General features: G+C 60.2%; 18 protein-coding genes. 6 read left to right on the top strand and 12 right to left on the bottom strand.

What is annotated here, in order from left to right; all coding sequences use genetic code 11:
- Nucleotides 1-352: 352 nt before the first annotated feature.
- The 3 genes from ydgU to LGM20_RS13515 form a co-directional block, all read right to left on the bottom strand.
- A complete protein-coding gene (gene ydgU, locus LGM20_RS26700) occupies nt 353-436 on the bottom strand; it encodes a small membrane protein YdgU (RefSeq protein ID WP_049245797.1) in 84 nt (27 codons plus the stop codon).
- A gap of 69 nt (nt 437-505) precedes the next feature.
- Entirely contained in the window at nt 506-925 is a 420-nt protein-coding gene (asr, locus tag LGM20_RS13520; RefSeq protein WP_004206052.1) for an acid resistance repetitive basic protein Asr, read from the bottom strand.
- A gap of 165 nt (nt 926-1,090) precedes the next feature.
- A complete protein-coding gene (locus tag LGM20_RS13515) occupies nt 1,091-2,578 on the bottom strand; it encodes a carboxypeptidase M32 (RefSeq protein ID WP_023289544.1) in 1,488 nt (495 codons plus the stop codon).
- Nucleotides 2,579-2,805: 227 nt separating this feature from the next.
- On the opposite strand from LGM20_RS13515, the gene LGM20_RS13510 reads away from it, so the two are divergent.
- Nucleotides 2,806-2,898 (top strand): KPN_01571 family protein, encoded by a 93-nt coding sequence (locus tag LGM20_RS13510; RefSeq protein WP_004206050.1) that lies wholly within the window; start codon nt 2,806-2,808, stop codon nt 2,896-2,898.
- Nucleotides 2,899-2,928: 30 nt separating this feature from the next.
- Here the strand turns inward: LGM20_RS13510 and LGM20_RS13505 are convergent, their stop codons facing one another.
- Entirely contained in the window at nt 2,929-4,179 is a 1,251-nt protein-coding gene (locus tag LGM20_RS13505; protein ID WP_044522792.1) for an MFS transporter, read from the bottom strand.
- Nucleotides 4,180-4,309: 130 nt separating this feature from the next.
- Between LGM20_RS13505 and LGM20_RS13500 the strand changes: the two genes are divergently transcribed.
- The 3 genes from LGM20_RS13500 (at nt 4,310) to bioD (ending at nt 7,380) form a co-directional block, all read left to right on the top strand.
- On the top strand, nt 4,310-5,212 hold the full coding sequence (locus LGM20_RS13500; RefSeq protein ID WP_044522794.1) for a LysR family transcriptional regulator: 903 nt from the start codon (nt 4,310-4,312) through the stop codon (nt 5,210-5,212).
- A gap of 124 nt (nt 5,213-5,336) precedes the next feature.
- Nucleotides 5,337-6,557, top strand: a complete 1,221-nt coding sequence (gene mlc, locus LGM20_RS13495; RefSeq protein WP_032429145.1) for a sugar metabolism global transcriptional regulator Mlc — start codon at nt 5,337-5,339, stop codon at nt 6,555-6,557.
- A 127-nt stretch (nt 6,558-6,684) separates the two neighbouring features.
- Nucleotides 6,685-7,380 (top strand): dethiobiotin synthase, encoded by a 696-nt coding sequence (bioD, locus tag LGM20_RS13490; protein WP_023289548.1) that lies wholly within the window; start codon nt 6,685-6,687, stop codon nt 7,378-7,380.
- On the opposite strand, the gene clcB is transcribed toward bioD, so the two are convergent.
- From clcB to LGM20_RS13460, 6 genes are all read right to left on the bottom strand, one after another.
- Entirely contained in the window at nt 7,333-8,628 is a 1,296-nt protein-coding gene (gene clcB / locus LGM20_RS13485) for a voltage-gated ClC-type chloride channel ClcB (protein ID WP_044522797.1), read from the bottom strand. The genes bioD and clcB overlap by 48 nt on opposite strands.
- 133 nt (nt 8,629-8,761) lie before the next feature.
- Nucleotides 8,762-9,370 carry a Tat proofreading chaperone DmsD gene (dmsD, locus tag LGM20_RS13480; protein ID WP_023289550.1) on the bottom strand — a complete coding sequence of 203 codons (609 nt, stop codon included), beginning with the start codon at nt 9,368-9,370 and terminating at the stop codon, nt 8,762-8,764.
- 41 nt (nt 9,371-9,411) lie between these two features.
- Nucleotides 9,412-10,269, bottom strand: coding sequence for a DmsC/YnfH family molybdoenzyme membrane anchor subunit (locus tag LGM20_RS13475; RefSeq protein WP_044522798.1), 858 nt, complete (start codon nt 10,267-10,269; stop codon nt 9,412-9,414).
- 1 nt (nt 10,270) lies between these two features.
- Nucleotides 10,271-10,888, bottom strand: coding sequence for a DMSO/selenate family reductase complex B subunit (locus LGM20_RS13470; RefSeq protein ID WP_023289552.1), 618 nt, complete (start codon nt 10,886-10,888; stop codon nt 10,271-10,273).
- Between the two features lie 10 nt (nt 10,889-10,898).
- Nucleotides 10,899-13,331 carry a selenate/tellurate reductase subunit YnfE gene (ynfE, locus tag LGM20_RS13465; RefSeq protein ID WP_044522800.1) on the bottom strand — a complete coding sequence of 811 codons (2,433 nt, stop codon included), beginning with the start codon at nt 13,329-13,331 and terminating at the stop codon, nt 10,899-10,901.
- A 150-nt stretch (nt 13,332-13,481) separates the two neighbouring features.
- Complete coding sequence (locus tag LGM20_RS13460; protein WP_044522803.1) at nt 13,482-13,751, bottom strand: DUF1161 domain-containing protein; 270 nt, start codon at nt 13,749-13,751, stop codon at nt 13,482-13,484.
- A 101-nt stretch (nt 13,752-13,852) separates the two neighbouring features.
- Between LGM20_RS13460 and LGM20_RS13455 the strand changes: the two genes are divergently transcribed.
- Complete coding sequence (locus LGM20_RS13455; RefSeq protein WP_044522806.1) at nt 13,853-14,563, top strand: YnfC family lipoprotein; 711 nt, start codon at nt 13,853-13,855, stop codon at nt 14,561-14,563.
- Here the strand turns inward: LGM20_RS13455 and speG are convergent.
- Complete coding sequence (gene speG, locus LGM20_RS13450; protein ID WP_004206037.1) at nt 14,557-15,117, bottom strand: spermidine N1-acetyltransferase; 561 nt, start codon at nt 15,115-15,117, stop codon at nt 14,557-14,559. The two genes, LGM20_RS13455 and speG, sit on opposite strands and share 7 nt — an antisense overlap.
- 66 nt (nt 15,118-15,183) lie before the next feature.
- Nucleotides 15,184-15,525, bottom strand: a complete 342-nt coding sequence (locus tag LGM20_RS13445; protein WP_004206035.1) for a DUF1283 family protein — start codon at nt 15,523-15,525, stop codon at nt 15,184-15,186.
- 108 nt (nt 15,526-15,633) lie between these two features.
- Here LGM20_RS13445 and LGM20_RS13440 point away from each other — a divergent pair, with 108 nt between their 5' ends.
- Nucleotides 15,634-15,996, top strand: coding sequence for a YnfA family protein (locus LGM20_RS13440; protein ID WP_072140454.1), 363 nt, complete (start codon nt 15,634-15,636; stop codon nt 15,994-15,996).
- Nucleotides 15,997-16,025 lie beyond the last annotated feature (29 nt).

Genomic DNA, 16,025 nt, shown 5'->3' with positions numbered 1-16,025 from the left:
GGCGATGATAGCCTGAATTCTATTTCCCCGGCGTTCGGAGGGTATATGTCTAAAAAAGGTATTCGCGCACTGGTCTATGTTTCCCTGGTCTCGGTGGCCATCTGGGGCGCAACCGGCTATCTGGTGATGGAAGCGGTACGTGCGTTGTGATGAGTCTGGCCGCCGCGTGGGGGCCAGGCGCGCGATGGTTTATTGCTAACGTGTCTGGCGTCTTCGGGCGCCGGGCATGATTTGCGCCGCTGGCAGCGGCAGGGTAAAAGAGAGTGATAAGGGTGGGCAACAATATTTGCGCGACATTCACCTTCCGTGAAGTCTGAGCCAGGCGGCAAAACGGGAGAGAAAGACGAAATGATTAATAGAGGAAAAAGCGGGTCGCAACCACTGCGCAAATGATTAACAGGATCAGGATGAGCTCAAAACGATAACGCCGCAGCATAGTGCTCTCCAGAAAAAACGGCGCTGAAGCAGCGCCGATTATTTAAGAAGGTTGGTTCACCGGGAGGAATTAGGCTGCCGGCTGTGCAGCAGGTTTAGCGGCCTGGTGTTTGGTGGTTTTGTGGTGTTTTTTCGCTGCCTGAGCTTTCTGGGCTACCGGTTTAGCGGCAGCTTTGTGGTGCTTTTTCGCGGCCTGGGCTTTCTGCGGAGCGGCGGGTTTGGCTTCTGCTTTTTTGTGTTTTTTAGCGGCCTGGGCTTTCTGGGCAGCGGCTGGTTTAGCTTCTGCTTTCTTGTGTTTTTTGGCAGCCTGAGCTTTCTGCTCTGCAGCTGGTTTGGCCGCGGCTTTATGGTGTTTTTTGTGATGGGTGGTCTTGGCAGCAGTGCTGTGGGTAGCAGCTGGCGCCTGAGTGGTGCTTACTGCGTCAGCAGCGAAAGCGGCGGAAGAGAGACCCATAGCAGCGGCAACGACCAGAGCTAATACTTTTTTCATTCTGATATCCTCGAAAAGTTTTCTTAATTTCAACCCCACTGCGGGGCCGGTGAAATCACTATATGCTTGTCTTTTCGGGCTTTCCGTGAGTGTTTGGTATCGGCGTGTAACCGAATGTACAAGGCGGGGAGTGGAAGGATGCGCCGGGCAGCCCGGCGCGGACGATCACAGATAGCGGGCGGTAAGGTGGTCGCGGAAGTAGCGGCTGTTAAGATCCTCGCCGGTGGCCTGCTGGATCAGCTGCGAGGTGGTGAAGCGGCTGCCATGCTGCCAGATATTCTGCCGCAGCCAGTCAAACAGGGCGCTGAAATCCCCTTCCGCGATATCGCGGTCTAACGTCGGCAGCGCGCGACGGGCGGCGGCCATCAGCTGCGCGGCATACATCGCCCCCAGCGTGTAGGAAGGGAAGTAGCCGAAGCCGCCGTCGGTCCAGTGAATATCCTGCATACAGCCGTCCCGGTAGTTGCCGGTGGTCGACAGTCCCAGCCAGTGCTGCATTTTCTCATCCCACAGCGACGGAATATCTTCCACCTCTATCTCGCCGTCGATCAGCGCGCGTTCAATTTCATAGCGCAGGATCACATGCGCCGGATAGCTGACCTCATCGGCATCAACGCGAATAAAGCCTGGTTTCACCCGCTGGTTCCAGGCGATGAAATTCTCCTCGCTAAAGGCCGGCCGATCGCCAAAGCGTTCGCGCACCGCCGGCAGCAGGCGTTTAAGGAAGCGCTCGCTGCGTCCCAGCTGCATTTCGAAGAACAGGCTCTGCGACTCATGGATAGCAGTAGAGCGGGCCAGTCCTACCGGCTGGTCGACCCACGGGCGAGGCAGATTCTGCTCATAGCGGGCGTGGCCGGTCTCGTGGATCACGCCGAACAGAGCGCTGAGCAGGTCGTTTTCGTTGTAGCGGGTGGTGATGCGCACATCCTGAGGGACGCCGCCGCAAAACGGGTGGGCGCTGATGTCCAGACGCCCGCCGTCAAAGTCAAAGCCGAGGATGCGCATCGCCTGCAGACCCAGTTCGCGCTGCTCAGGGATCGGGAACGGCCCCTGCGGGGCGATCAAGGTTCGCGTCGCCTGCTTATCGACCGCTTGTCGCAGCAGGGAAGGCAGCCAGGACTTGAGATCGGCAAACAGGCTGTCCAGCCGGGCGCTGGTCATATCCGGTTCGAAAATATCCAGCAGCGCGTCATAGCGTGAGCCGCCCCGGGCGTCGGCGCGGATCTGCGCTTCCTCGCGGCTCAGCCTGACCACCTCGCGCAAATTATCGGCAAAGCCAGCCCAGTCATTAGCCGGCCGCTGACTGCGCCAGGCATGTTCGCAACGGCTACCGGCCAGCGATTTGGCCTCCACCAGGCTCTCCGGCAGCAGCGCCGCCTGATCGTACTGGCGCTGCATTTCCCGCAGGTTGGCCTGTTCGAGGTCGTTGAGATCCTGCTGGCGGGCCGCCTGCAGCCATTGACCCACTTTTTTATCGGTCAGGATCTGATGCTGTAGCACGCCGAGTTCCGCCAGCGCTTCGCCGCGGGCGGCGCTACCGCCCGGAGGCATCATGGCGAACATATCCCAGCCGGCGATGGCGGAGAGATGCGAAAAGCGCGACAGGCGCTGAAAGGTGCGGGTAAGCTGCTGATAAGGCGTATTTTCAGTCATAGTAGCGTTCGGTCCGTGACAGGTGAATGAACAGATTATCGGTATGCCTCTACACTATCCTGATACGCCTGGCGGGTCGAGCGTGGCGCGCAGAGGGCGGGGTAAAGCATTAGCCGCGTGATAGCAGGAAAAAAAGCGTGGCTCTGTGAGCAGTATTGCAGAAATTGGTAACCTATCGTGACTAAACTGTGATCGATAACGCAAGTCTGGAGGTTCGGGGGTGGTTTATGAATCCGTTCACCTGGCTGTTTATTGCCTTACTGTCCGTTGATGCCGTCAGAGAGCTGATGGGCTTGTCATCTATCATGGGCATGTGGTGAAACGTGGCCCGCAGGCCACGTCACGCGCGATTATTTGAGTCGCCGATACAGGCAAGTGCCGGTCAACAGCGCGGCAAGGAGCAGCAGCGCGATAAATCCGCCGACGCCGTTCCAGCCGTAGCGATGCCAGAACACCCCGCCTAATGTCCCCGCCAGGCTTGAGCCAAGATAATAGCTGAACAGATACAGCGATGACGCCTGACCGCGGGCGCGGCGCGCGCGCGGGCCAATCCAGCTGCTGGCGACGGAGTGCGCGGCGAAGAAGCCGGCGGAGAACAGCAGCATGCCGAGGAAAATAAGCCACAGGGAAGAAAAGAGCGTCATCAGCAGGCCGCAGAGCATCACGCCGGTAAAGCCGAGCATCACCGGACCGCGGCCATAGCGTACGGTCATGGCGCCCGCTTTCGGCGAGCTCCAGGTCCCGGTGAGATACGCCACCGACAGCAGACCCACCACCGCCTGGCTTAACGACCACGGCGACATCATCAGACGGTAGCCAATATAGTTAAACAGGGTGACAAAGGCCCCCATCAGCAGGAAACCCTCGACGAACAGCAGCGGCAGGCCGCGATCGCGCCAGTGCAGGCGGAAATTAATCAGCAGCGTTTTTGGCCGCAGCGAGGTCGGGCGGAAATGGCGCGACTCGGGCAGGATTCGCCAGAACATAATCGCCGCGGCCAGGGCGAAGCCGCTGATCACCGCTAGCGCCACGCGCCAGCCGAAAAAATCGGTAAAGACCCCGGTGAGCAAGCGGCCGCTCATGCCGCCGATGGAGTTGCCGCTGATATAAAGTCCCATAGAGAAGGCCACAAAGCTGGGGTGGATCTCCTCGCTCAGGTAGGTCATACCGACCGCCGCCACGCCGCTCAGCGACAGGCCAATCAGGGCGCGCATAATCAGGATGCCGTGCCAGCTGGTCATCATGGTCGACAACAGCGAGCAGCAGGCGGCCAGCAGCAGCGCGGTGACCATCACCGGCTTGCGGCCTATGGCGTCCGACAGCGGGCCGGTAAACAGCAGGCCCACCGCCAGCATCGCCGTGGAAATGGAGAGAGAGATACTGCTGCTGGCCGGCGATACGCCGAACTCGTTCGACAGCACCGGCAGGATCGGCTGTACGCAGTAGAGCAGGGCGAAGGTGGCCAGACCGGCGGAGAACAGCGCGAGCGTGACGCGCATAAACTGCGGGGTGCCGCGCTTAATAAACGGATCCGGGCGGGATGCACCAGCGACGCTGACCTCGCCCGCCGGCTCGGTGTCAACGGTTGTTGTACGACTCACAGAGAATTCCTTGGGTAGACGTTGCTGCTTACCAACAGAGTGTTGTGACCATTCAGCTCACATTTTTAGGGTATGAAAATGTAAATATTCTGTCTAATATATTAATAATCTCAAATAAGACGTTTTAAATATGAATATCGAGTTGCGTCATTTGCGCTACTTTGTCGCCGTCGCCGAGGAGCTGCATTTTGGCCGCGCCGCGGCGCGACTGAACATCTCTCAACCGCCGTTAAGCCAGCAAATTCAGATCCTCGAGCAGCAGACCGGCGCCCGCCTGTTCGCCCGCACCAACCGCAGCGTCAGCCTGACGGCGGCGGGGAAACAGTTTCTCGCCGACAGCCGACAAATTCTCGCCCAGGTGGAGGACGCGGCCGCCCGCGCCGCCCGTCTGCACCATGGGGAAACGGGCGAGCTGCGTATCGGCTTTACCTCCTCGGCCCCTTTTATCAAGGCGGTATCCGATACGCTGTCCCTGTTTCGTCAGCGCTACCCGGATGTGCATATTCTCACCCGCGAGACCAATACCCGCGAACAGATTGTCCCGCTGAGCGAGGGAGCCCTCGACCTCGGCCTGTTGCGCAATACCCAACTGCCGGACACCCTGGCGTGGCAGCGAGTGCTGCGCGAGCCGCTGCTGGCGATGGTCCCGGCGGACCATTCGCTGGCCCGCCAGCCCTCGGTCAGCCTGGCGGCGCTGGCGCGGGAGCCGTTCGTCTTTTTCGACCCGCACGTCGGTACCGGCCTGTATGACGATATCCTTGGCCTGCTGCGCCGCTACGGCCATACGCCGGTGATTGCCCAGGAGGTGGGGGAGGCGATGACCATTATTGGCCTGGTGGCCGCCGGGCTGGGGGTGTCGATCCTGCCGGCCTCCTTTCAGCGCGTGCAGCTCAGCGAAATGCGCTGGCTGCCGATTGACGAACAGGATGCGGTGTCGGAGATGTGGCTGGTGTGGTCGAAACACCATGAGCAGGGGGCGCTGGCAAAACGCTTTCGTGACACGCTGCTGGCCTGGAAAAACGAGCGCAATTGAGGCAAAAAGGGGCTGGAAATGTGCGGTAAATCACAAGGCTAAGCAAAAATTTGACGTTCACCATCGAAGTGCTTCACCATAGCCGAAAGTTTATTTCGAAGCGCGAAAATAAAGGGAGTCAATGGTGGTAGCGGATAGTCAACCAGGCCATATCGATCAAATTAAGCAGACCAATGCGGGCGCCGTCTATCGCCTGATTGATCAGCTCGGCCCGGTATCGCGTATCGACCTCTCCCGATTTGCGCAACTGGCGCCCGCCAGCATCACCAAAATTGTCCGCGAGATGCTGGAAGCGCATCTGGTGCAGGAGACCGAGATTCAGGAGCCCGGCAGCCGCGGGCGCCCGGCGGTGGGTCTGATGGTGGAAACCGAGGCCTGGCACTATCTGGCGGTGCGCATCAGCCGCGGCGAGATCCACCTTTCGCTGCGCGATTTAAGCAGCCAGCTGGTGGTGGAGGAGCAGCTGGAGCTGGCGCTTACCGACAGCTCGCCGTTTCTGACGCGGATTATCGACCATATCGATCGCTTCTTTATTCGCCACCAGAAGAAGCTGGAACGCCTCACCTCCATCGCCATAACGATGCCGGGTATCATTGATACCGAAAACGGCATTATTCATCGCATGCCGTTTTATGAAGAGGTCAAAGACGTCCCGTTGGGCGAAACGCTGGCCAACCATACCGGGGTGCCGGTTTATATTCAGCATGACATTAGCGCCTGGACCATGGCGGAATCGCTGTTTGGCGCCTCGCGCGGCGCCCGGGACGTCATTCAGGTGGTGATCGATCATAACGTCGGCGCCGGGGTTATCACCGACGGACGTCTGCTGCACGCCGGCAGCAGCAGCCTCGTGGAGATCGGTCATACCCAGGTCGACCCCTATGGCAAACGCTGCTACTGCGGCAACCATGGCTGTCTGGAAACGATCGCCAGCGTGGAGAGCGTGCTGGAGCTGGCGCAGATGCGGATGGCGCAGTCGATGAGCTCGCTGCTGCATCAGCGTCCGCTGAGCGTGGAGTGGCTGTGCCAGGCGGCGCTGCAGGGCGACCTGCTGGCCCGGGACATTATTAGCGGCGTCGGTCATCACGTCGGTCGCATTCTGGCGATCATGGTCAATCTGTTTAACCCGCAGAAAATCCTGATCGGCTCGCCGTTTAACCTGGCGGCAGACATTCTTTTTCCGGCAATTTCCAGCTGCATTCGGCAACAATCACTCCCGGCCTACAGCCAGCATATCGCGGTTGAAAGCACCCAGTTCTCCAACCGCGGAACGATGGCTGGCGCGGCGCTGGTCAAGGATGCGCTCTATAACGGATCCTTACTCATACGACTGTTACAGGGTTAACATTTTTTCATAGTCACACCAAAAATTGCGCTATCTCAAGCTGACCCCCAGCGGCTTCACGTAGACTTTGCCCACTGTTGATTATTTCTCTCCCGTATATTTCATCGACAAAACTGTGGGGTTAGTGATGTTTAAGCGTTTCTTTATTACAGGTACAGACACCTCTGTCGGGAAGACAGTGGTTTCCCGTGCGCTGTTGCAGGCACTTGCTGCCAGAGGCAAAAGCGTGGCCGGGTACAAGCCTGTGGCGAAGGGCAGCAAAGAGACGCCGGACGGTTTGCGTAATAAAGACGCGCTGGTGCTGCAGAGCGTCTCCACGCTGGCGTTACCCTATGAGGCTGTCAATCCCATCGCCTTAAGCGAAGACGAAAGCAGCGTGGCGCACAGCTGCCCGATCAACTACGGTTTGCTGTCGGATGGTTTGCAGCGGCTGGCCGGGCAGGTTGAACACGTGGTGGTTGAAGGCACCGGCGGCTGGCGCAGCCTGATGAACGACCTGCGACCGCTCTCCGAATGGGTGGTACAGGAGCAGCTCCCGGTGCTGATGGTGGTGGGGATCCAGGAAGGGTGCATCAACCATGCGCTGCTGACGGCCCAGGCGATCGCCAATGACGGGCTGCCGCTGATCGGCTGGGTGGCCAACCGCATCAACCCCGGTCTGGCGCACTACGCCGAAATCATCGATGTGCTCAGCAAAAAGCTGCCGGCGCCGCTCATTGGCGAGCTGCCGTATCTGCCGCGCGCCGAACAGCGTGAGCTAAGCCGCTACGTCGACTTAGACATGCTCGGCAACGTGATGGCGATAGATCGAATCCCGGCGTAACGTCCGCGACAGCACCGACGCCACCACGCAGGTGATCAGCAGGCCGGGCAGCAGCACATACTGCCCGGTCATCTCACAAATCATCAGAGTCGACATGATTGGCGCATGGGTAGTGGCGGCAAGAAAGGCCGCCATGCCGGTCAGTCCCATCATCATAGCCATCTCCTGCTCCCCCGGTAGCCACAGCCCGCCAAAGCGGGCCAATAGCATGCCCATCGCCAGGCCGACAAACAGCGTGGGGGTAAACACCCCGCCCGGCGCGCCGGAGCCACTGCTGGCCAGCACTGCCAGCAGTTTGCACAGGAATACCGCCACCAGCAGCGCGCCGGGCGGCGGCAGCAGCAGATAGCTTTGCACCACGCTGTAGCCGTTGCCCCACACCGCCGGCGTGATGAGCGATAAGCCGCCGACGATCAGACCGCCCAGCGCCAGCTGCCACGGCGGCGCCAGTTTCAGCCTGACGAACCCGCGGTGGCTGTATTCCATCAGCCAGATAAACAGCGGCCCGCACAGTCCGGCCAGCAGTCCGGTGGCGAGCATCAGGCCATAGTGCAGCGCGCTGAGATCCTGCTGCAGAACGACATGGTACAACGGCGCGGCGCCGCCGTTGAGAAACTGGGTCAGCAGCAGGGCGATCACTGCCGAGATCACTACCGGCCCAAGCGAGGCCAGCATCAGCGTGCCAAACAGAATTTCAGCGATAAACAGGCTGCCGGCCAGTGGAGCATGATAGGCGCTGGCCATCCCGGCGGCGGCGCCGCAGGCGACCCACAGTTTCCATTCGGCCTGCGGCGTGAAGCGGCGGGCGAACAGCGAGGCCGCCAGCGCGGCCAGCAGGATCATGGCGCCTTCCCGGCCAATCGCGCTGCCGGTGACCACCACCAGCAGCGAGGCCAGCGACTTCACCAGGCTTGCCGGCGTATCGAAGCAACCGTCTCCGGTCTCCAGGGCTTCCATATAATCGGTGGCGGCGTGCGGACGGGCAACGCGGCGTCGTTGCCACAGCCAGAGAAGTGCCCCTGCCGCCAGTCCCCCCAGCGCCGGGGTAATCAGCCGTCGCCACGCCGGCAGCGACTGCGCGGCGTTGACCAGGCTCCCGCTGTCGTTACCGAGAAACAGCGTTTCCAGCACCACCATGGCATGGCGAAACAGGGCCACCGCCAGGGCGGCGAGAAGGCCAATCAGCGTGGCGATCAGCAGGCGACGAAACATCACCTGCACATCAGGATAGGGATGAAGACGATGCATCGGTCACAGCGAGATTGGGAAAACATGGCCTTATTGTGATAGGGAATAAACTTATATGCAAAAGCGATAAGTGCGGGTTACGGAGAGGGGAGCCAGCAAGGAAACCGCGCCGACTCCCGGCGCGGCAAAGGGATTAGCGATAGAGCGGCTTTTCCGCCACCGCGAGGGGCAGACCTGCCTGCCACTGCGCCAGGGTCGCCTGCGCCAGCTGGCCCAGCGCCTGGTAGAAGGGGTGGGCGGCATGTTCGACAAAGACGCTCAGGAAGCGCCCGGACCACGGCAGCAGATGCCAGGCCAGCAGCTGGGCAAACAGCGCCTCCTGTTCCGTTTCGCACAGCCACGCCGCCAGCAGCAGCAGGGTGCCGAAATGGTCTTCCGGCTCGTTGCGTTCGGCGTCCAGTGCGATGCCGTTCGCGCGCATCCATTCGCGCAGGGCCAGTGTGGATTCGCCGAACAGCACCGACTCTTTATCCAGCCAGACGGATCCCCATGGCGGCGCCGGCAGGGCCCACGGTCCGATAAACAGGCGCTGCCAGGCTTCCGGCAACGACTCTTCAACCGACGCGGCAAACCCCGATGCCAGCGGGGCGGCAACCGGGAAGGGCCACTGTTGCTGCCAGCTGCCGTCCTGGAAGGCGGCCACCAGCGGCGCGATTTGCGGGCTATTCGGCGCATAAGAGAACAACGCGCCCAGGGTACGGGCGCTTAAGGCGACAGCGTCGCGGTGAGGGAACGGCATCATCACTTATTCCTTTCTGCGGCGCGCGCCGGCGCGCCGTCTCATTAACGGGCAACCGCCATACCGACGGTCATATGGAGCCCATAAAACAGGCCGCGGCCAATACATTCCGCGATCAGGACCAGCAACAGACCGGCCAACAGCCCCGCAGCGCGCGGCGGCTGACGGCGGATCAGCGGACACAGCCAGCAGCCAAGTCCCAGCGCCAGCAGGATCAGACGTAAGGCCTGCAGTCTGCCGTAATCCGGCAGCAGGGTGGCCGCCTGCTGAACGGCGCTGTGAATGGCGCCGAGCCCGGCGCTTTGCATCACGATAATCGCGGCGCTGATGACCAGCGCGGCCACGCTCAGCCCGGCAATAAACCAGACGTTAACGTCGACTTTCGCCATTCGCAGCAGCAGGGCGGCGAACAGCGGCCCGCTGAGGAGTACCGTCAGGAAGAAGGCGCTGGTGGTGTAGCCAGTGTACCATGTCGGCACGGTATCGATTTGATAAACCCGGGTCATCGCCAGCACAAACACCAGCCCCAACAGCAGGGCGATCGCCAGCCAGACTTTCCCCAGCGCCGCCGGCATTTTTTCCAGCACGGCCAGCAGCCACCAGAATCCGCCCACGACGAAAAACAAGGCGCCGCTGGCGATTTCGTTGCTCAGCGCCGAGGCGCCGACGCGGTTCAGCGAATTAAACGCCCGCAGCGGCGAACCGAGATGCATCACTGAGGCGAGAAAACCGATCCCCATCAGCAGCCAGATAAAAAACATGCTGCGCACCAGCCGCTGCCGCGCTTCGCGCTGGTCCGCCAGCGCCAGCCAGACCAGACCGCTGACGAGGGTCGCGCCGACCACGCATTGCCCCAGTACCGTAAACAGCACCAGCGGCCATTCCTGCCATCCGCTTCCCATCTCACACCTCCTTCGGATTTGCCAGATAACCGGTGGTATCGCCACACGGCCGGGCGTTGCGGTTAGGTTTGATCGCGATGCTCGGCTGAGTGAAGTGCGCGGAGGGCAGCGGGGCCACCGCCGCCAGCTGGCCGTGCTTAGCGCGCAGTTCGGCAATGGGGCCGAAATCGAGCGCCCGCAGCGGGCAGGACTCGACGCAGATCGGCTTTTTCCCCTCGGCGACGCGCTGATAACAGCCGTCGCACTTGGTCATATGGCCTTTGTCGGCGTTGTATTGCGGCGCGCCGTACGGGCAGGCCATATGACAGTAGCGGCAGCCGATGCACACCTCTTCATCCACCACCACAAAACCGTCTTCGCGCTTGTGCATCGCTCCGCTCGGGCAGACCTTGGTGCAGGCCGGATCGGCGCAGTGGTTACAGGCGATGGAGAGGTAATAGGCGAACACGTTCTGCTGCCAGATGCCGTTGTCCTCCTGCCAGTCGCCGCCGGCGTACTCATAGATGCGACGGAAGCTGACCTCCGGAGTCAGGTTCTTATAGTCCTTACAGGCCAGCTCGCAGGTTTTGCACCCGGTACAGCGAGCGGAGTCGATAAAGAATCCATATTGCGTGCTCATGGTTTACTCCTTAAACCTTCTCGATGTCGACCAGGTTGGTATGCTGCGGATTCCCTTTCGCCAGCGGCGACGGGCGATGGGTGGTCAGGGTATTCATGCAGGCGCCATGGTCAACCCGGTCCCCGGCCATATTGGCGTCGTGCCACGCGCCCTGGCCCATCGCCGACACGCCCGGCATGATGCGTGGCGTCACCTTCGCCGGCAGCCGGACTTCGCCGCGCTGGTTGAACACCCGCACCAGATCGCCGTTTTTAATCCCGCGTTTTTCCGCGTCCAGCGGGTTGATCCACACTTCCTGACGGCAGGCGGCCTGCAGCACGTCCACGTTGCCGTAGCTGGAATGGGTGCGCGCCTTATAGTGAAATCCAAACAGCTGCAGCGGATACTGGCTGCGCAGCGGATCGTCCCAGCCTTCAAATGTGGAGGCATAGACCGGCAGCGGGCTGATGACTTCGTCCTTCTCCAGCTGCCAGCGGGCGGCAATTTCGGCGAGCCGGCTGGAGTAGATCTCAATTTTGCCGGACGGGGTTTTGAGCGGATGCGCTTCAGGATCGCGGCGGAAGTCGCGATAGGCGACGAAGTGGCCGTTCGGGTCCTTGCGCTTGTAGATGCCCATTCGCTTCAGCTCATCGTAGGCCGGCAGCGCCGGATCTTTCGCCACCATTTTGGCGTACAGATGCTGCAGCCACTGCGCCTGAGTGCGTCCCTCGGTAAAACGCTGGTAGACATCGTCGCCGAGCCGTTTCGCCACTTCGCTTATCCAGTAAATCGGTTTGCGTTCAAACTTCGCCGAGGTGGCGGGCTGGATGAAAATCAGATAGCCCATATTGCCGGCGTAATCGTTGGGAATAATATCTTCCTGCTCAACGGTCATCAGGTCGGGCAGCAGCAGGTCGGCGTATTTCGCCGACGAGGTCATAAAGTTGTCTATGACCACGATGGTTTCGCACTTGCTTTCGTCCTGCAGGATCTCGTGGGTCTTATTGATGTCGGAGTGCTGGTTGATGAGGGTATTGCCCGCGTAGTTCCACAGGAACTTGATCGGCACATCCAGCTTCTCTTTGCCGCGCACGCCGTCGCGGGTGGCGGTCATCTCCGGGCCTCGAGCGATGGCGTCGGTCCAGGTGAAGCAGGAGATGGCGGTTTTCACCGGGTTTTCCAGCACCGGCAGACGCTCGATGGTGATGGTGTAGGTCGATTCTCGGGCGCCGCTGTTGCCGCCGTTGATGCCGACGTTGCCGGTTAAGATCGGCAGCATGGCGATCGCCCGGGCGGAGAGTTCGCCGTTGGCCTGGCGCTGCGGCCCCCAGCCCTGGCAGATGTAGGCCGGTTTGCTCATGCCGATGTCGCGCGCCAGCTTAATGATGCGATCGGCGGGGATGCCGGTGATACGCGAAGCCCACTGCGGCGTTTTGGCGACGCCGTCGTCGCCCTCGCCGAGGATATAGGCTTTATAGTGGCCATTCTCAGGCGCCCCGGCCGGCAGCGTCTTCTCATCGTAGCCGACGCAGTATTTATCAAGGAACGGCTGATCCACCAGATTTTCGTTAATCAACACCCAGGCGATACCGGCGACCAGCGCGGCGTCTGTGCCGGGGCGAATGGGGATCCACTCATCTTCGCGACCGGCGGCGGTATCGGTGTAGCGCGGATCGATAACGATCATCCGCGCGTTGGAGCGCTCGCGGGCCTGTTCCAGATACCAGGTAATGCCGCCGCCGCTCATGCGGGTTTCCGCCGGGTTGTTGCCGAACATCACCACCAGCTTACTGTTTTCAATATCCGAGGTGCTGTTGCCGTCGTTACTGCCGTAGGTGTAGGGCATGGCGCAGGCGATCTGCGCGGTGCTGTAGGTACCGTACTGGTTAAGCGAGCCGCCGTAGCAGTTCATCAGCCGCGCCACCGGCGAAGCGGAAGGCGAGGAGCGGGTCATGTTCCCGCCGACGATTCCTGATGAGTAGTTAATGTACACGGCTTCGTTGCCATATTGCGCGACGACGCGTTTCAGACGGTCAGCAAGGGTATCCAGCGCTTCCTGCCAGCTGATACGCTCAAATTTGCCTTCTCCGCGTTTGCCGACGCGCTTCATAGGATAGTTAAGGCGATCCGGGTGGTTGATGCGTCGGCGAATCGAACGCCCGCGCAGGCAGGCGCGGACCTGATGATCGCCGTAGCGGTCGTCGCCGGTGTTATCCGTTTCCACGTAGACCACTTCATCATCACGCACGTGCAGCCGCAGGGCGCAGCGGCTGCCGCAGTTGACCGAACAGGCGCCCCAGACAATCCGGGTGTTGTCGCCGGCAGCCTGCTGGACCGCCGCCGCGGCGCTGCGCAGCGTAAAGGGCAGGGGAAGCCCGCCGGCGGCCAGCGCCAGAGAACCGAGGGCTGTGGATTTAAGTAGCGCGCGTCGGGTGACGCCGCCGGAAGATTCCTGATTCGACATTGCTCACTCCATGATAGTTATGCTGGGCGGAGAAGGGCCGCCGCGTCATTAACAGACGCCGGGGTGAGCGATAATACGTTATGGGTAGCCGGCAGATCTTATCCCTGGTCAATGCAGGGATAAGATCTTTCGTTTGAAAGCGAGGCGGGTTTACTGAGCGTCGTTTTCGGCGGGAGTGTCGCTGTTACGGGTGTAGGTGATTTTGAAGGTGTCGTTGGCGCAATGACCCACCACCTGAGCGCCGGGCTGGTCCGCCTGGTCGTTTGGCACGATGGCTAGACTGAAGGCCGTTTCCGGTACGCCATTGTTAATGATCTTCTGTTGAATATCATTTTTGACCCGTTCACAGGAGTCGGGGGCCGCCAGCACGGTCGAGGAGCACAGCAGCAGCGCGGCGCCTGTCCAGAGAGATAGTTTCATCTTACGCTCCTTATCGATGGTATCCAGATTTAAGCATAGCAGAACTGGTGTAAACAATTGTATTTGCTAATATGATTGGATGTACACAAAAGGAATCATCTGTGAAAAGACTGTATTGGCTGATCCCGGCAGCGCTGCTGCTGACGGCGTGCGACCGCGAAAGCGCCCCGGAAGCCTTCACCCCGGAGATGGCGAGTTTTTCCAATGAGTTTGAGTTCGATCCGCTGCGCGGTCCGGTGAAGGATTTTAGCCAGACGTTACTGGACGAACACGATGTGGTGGTCAAGAAGGTGAGCGCGCAGCTGTCAAAAGAGGGATGTTTCGATCTGCTGACGCTGGAGGATGTGGAGAATAACACCGGCGCCACGCTGCTGCTGGACGCCAACTATTACGTCGATGGCCGCACCCATGAAAAGCGGCTGCGTCTGCAGGGGAAATGTCAGCTGGCGGAGATGCCCGCCACCGGCGTGAGCTGGGAAACGGATGATAACGGCTTTATTATCAGCGCCCGCGGCAAAGAGACTACCGCCACCTACCGTTACGACAGCGATGGCTATCCGCTGGGGAAAACCACCACCGCCAAAGAGGAGCGATTTACCGTCGCCTCCACGCCGTCGAAGGATCCGCGCAAGAAAATGGACTATACCGCCATCAGCACCTTCAACGACCGCACGCTGGGCACGGTGCGCCAGACCTGCGACTACGATCGCCATGACAATCCGCTGAGCTGTGAGCTGCAGGTGATCGATGAAAGCGTCCAGCCGCCGCTGACCCGTCACTACACGATTAAAAACCGCATTGATTATTACTGAGCCGTCGGCTTCAGCAGAGACGGGCCCGGCGTTTTGTGTTCCGCCAGATACTGATGCTGGAACAGACACATGCGGATGGTGTTGCGGTACTCGCCGTTAATGAAAAACTCATGGATCAGTTCACCCTCGACCATAAAGCCGAGCTTGCGGTAAATATGGATCGCTTTTTCATTCTCTTTATCCACAATCAGATACAGCTTATACAGATTGAGCACGGTAAAGCCATAGTCCATCGCCAGCCGCGCGGCGCGGGTGGCGAGGCCTTTTCCCTGGAAGTCGGGTGAGATGATGATCTGAAATTCGGCCCGGCGGTGCACATGGTTGATTTCCACCAGCTCCACCAGTCCGGCTTTATCGCCATTGCATTCGATCACAAAGCGACGCTCGCTTTGATCGTGAATATGCTTATCGTACAGATCGGAAAGCTCAACGAAGGCTTCATAGGGCTCTTCAAACCAGTAGCGCATCACGCTGGCGTTGTTGTCGAGCTGGTGAACAAAGCGCAAATCTTCGCGCTCAAGGGGGCGGAGTCTGACGTGTAGCGCGTCGGTCATGGGAATTCCTGTGGTCAAAGCGGAAAAGAGGGGACTGAAAGGCGGCGCCCGCAGGCGCCAGCGTGCTCAGGGATTGATCGCCCGGCCGGTGCGGCGGTCAAGGCAGCGCAGGGTGTTTGGTTCCCAGTAGGCATTGACGTTGGCGCTCTTCTGGCAGTTATCCTGCGCGTCAAAGGCGACATCGGTTTTGTCCCACTCTTTTTCCGCCCGTTTGTTCACCTTCTGGCGCAGGCTGCGGGTGTCGTTCCATTGCTCTTTTTCCATCGACGCCTGCTGACGGCTTTGCGCGCTGTCGCCGGACTCAATCACCAGCCGGTCGGTGGCCGCGAACGAGCTGGAGGTATAGACGACGGCGCTTAACGCCAGAATGGCGGTCAGGCACCAGCGTTTGTTCAGTGTCATGTTCATCACGATTTCCTTTAAGTGATGGGTTAACCCTCAGGTTAAGTTTACTACAGCTATTTTGCCGGGCATAGCCGACAAAACAGCGTAGGGAAAGGGCTATTATCGCGTAGAATAGTTCAACGCTTTGTCTCTTTTACGAATCTTTTAATGCTCAAAACAACGCTGCTGTTCTTTGCCACCGCCCTGTGTGAAATCGTCGGCTGCTATCTGCCGTGGCTATGGTTAAAGCGCGGGGCCACGCCGCTGCTGCTGATCCCCGCCGGCCTGGCTCTGGGGCTGTTTGTCTGGCTCCTGACGCTCCATCCGACCGCCAGCGGGCGGGTATATGCCGCCTACGGTGGCGTCTACGTTTGTACCGCATTGCTCTGGCTGCGGGTCGTTGATGGGGTCAAATTAACCCATTATGACTGGGCGGGCGCGGCCATCGCCCTGTGCGGCATGCTGATCATCGTGGCGGGCTGGGGACGAGCGTAAACCCGTCTTGTGTGATCCCTGCCACTTTT

Source organism: Klebsiella quasipneumoniae subsp. quasipneumoniae (genome assembly GCF_020525925.1).
GTDB classification, from domain to species: Bacteria; Pseudomonadota; Gammaproteobacteria; order Enterobacterales; family Enterobacteriaceae; genus Klebsiella; species Klebsiella quasipneumoniae.
This window is presented reverse-complemented; position numbering and strand designations above follow the sequence as displayed.

Coding starts and splice junctions, on each gene's coding strand:
- ydgU (WP_049245797.1), bottom strand. CDS start 436: ATGCTGCGGCGTTATCGTTTTGAGCTCATCCTGATCCTGTTAATCATT.
- asr (WP_004206052.1), bottom strand. CDS start 925: ATGAAAAAAGTATTAGCTCTGGTCGTTGCCGCTGCTATGGGTCTCTCT.
- LGM20_RS13515 (WP_023289544.1), bottom strand. CDS start 2,578: ATGACTGAAAATACGCCTTATCAGCAGCTTACCCGCACCTTTCAGCGC.
- LGM20_RS13510 (WP_004206050.1), top strand. CDS start 2,806: ATGAATCCGTTCACCTGGCTGTTTATTGCCTTACTGTCCGTTGATGCC.
- LGM20_RS13500 (WP_044522794.1), top strand. CDS start 4,310: ATGAATATCGAGTTGCGTCATTTGCGCTACTTTGTCGCCGTCGCCGAG.
- bioD (WP_023289548.1), top strand. CDS start 6,685: ATGTTTAAGCGTTTCTTTATTACAGGTACAGACACCTCTGTCGGGAAG.
- clcB (WP_044522797.1), bottom strand. CDS start 8,628: ATGCATCGTCTTCATCCCTATCCTGATGTGCAGGTGATGTTTCGTCGC.
- dmsD (WP_023289550.1), bottom strand. CDS start 9,370: ATGATGCCGTTCCCTCACCGCGACGCTGTCGCCTTAAGCGCCCGTACC.
- LGM20_RS13475 (WP_044522798.1), bottom strand. CDS start 10,269: ATGGGAAGCGGATGGCAGGAATGGCCGCTGGTGCTGTTTACGGTACTG.
- LGM20_RS13470 (WP_023289552.1), bottom strand. CDS start 10,888: ATGAGCACGCAATATGGATTCTTTATCGACTCCGCTCGCTGTACCGGG.
- ynfE (WP_044522800.1), bottom strand. CDS start 13,331: ATGTCGAATCAGGAATCTTCCGGCGGCGTCACCCGACGCGCGCTACTT.
- LGM20_RS13460 (WP_044522803.1), bottom strand. CDS start 13,751: ATGAAACTATCTCTCTGGACAGGCGCCGCGCTGCTGCTGTGCTCCTCG.
- speG (WP_004206037.1), bottom strand. CDS start 15,117: ATGACCGACGCGCTACACGTCAGACTCCGCCCCCTTGAGCGCGAAGAT.
- LGM20_RS13445 (WP_004206035.1), bottom strand. CDS start 15,525: ATGAACATGACACTGAACAAACGCTGGTGCCTGACCGCCATTCTGGCG.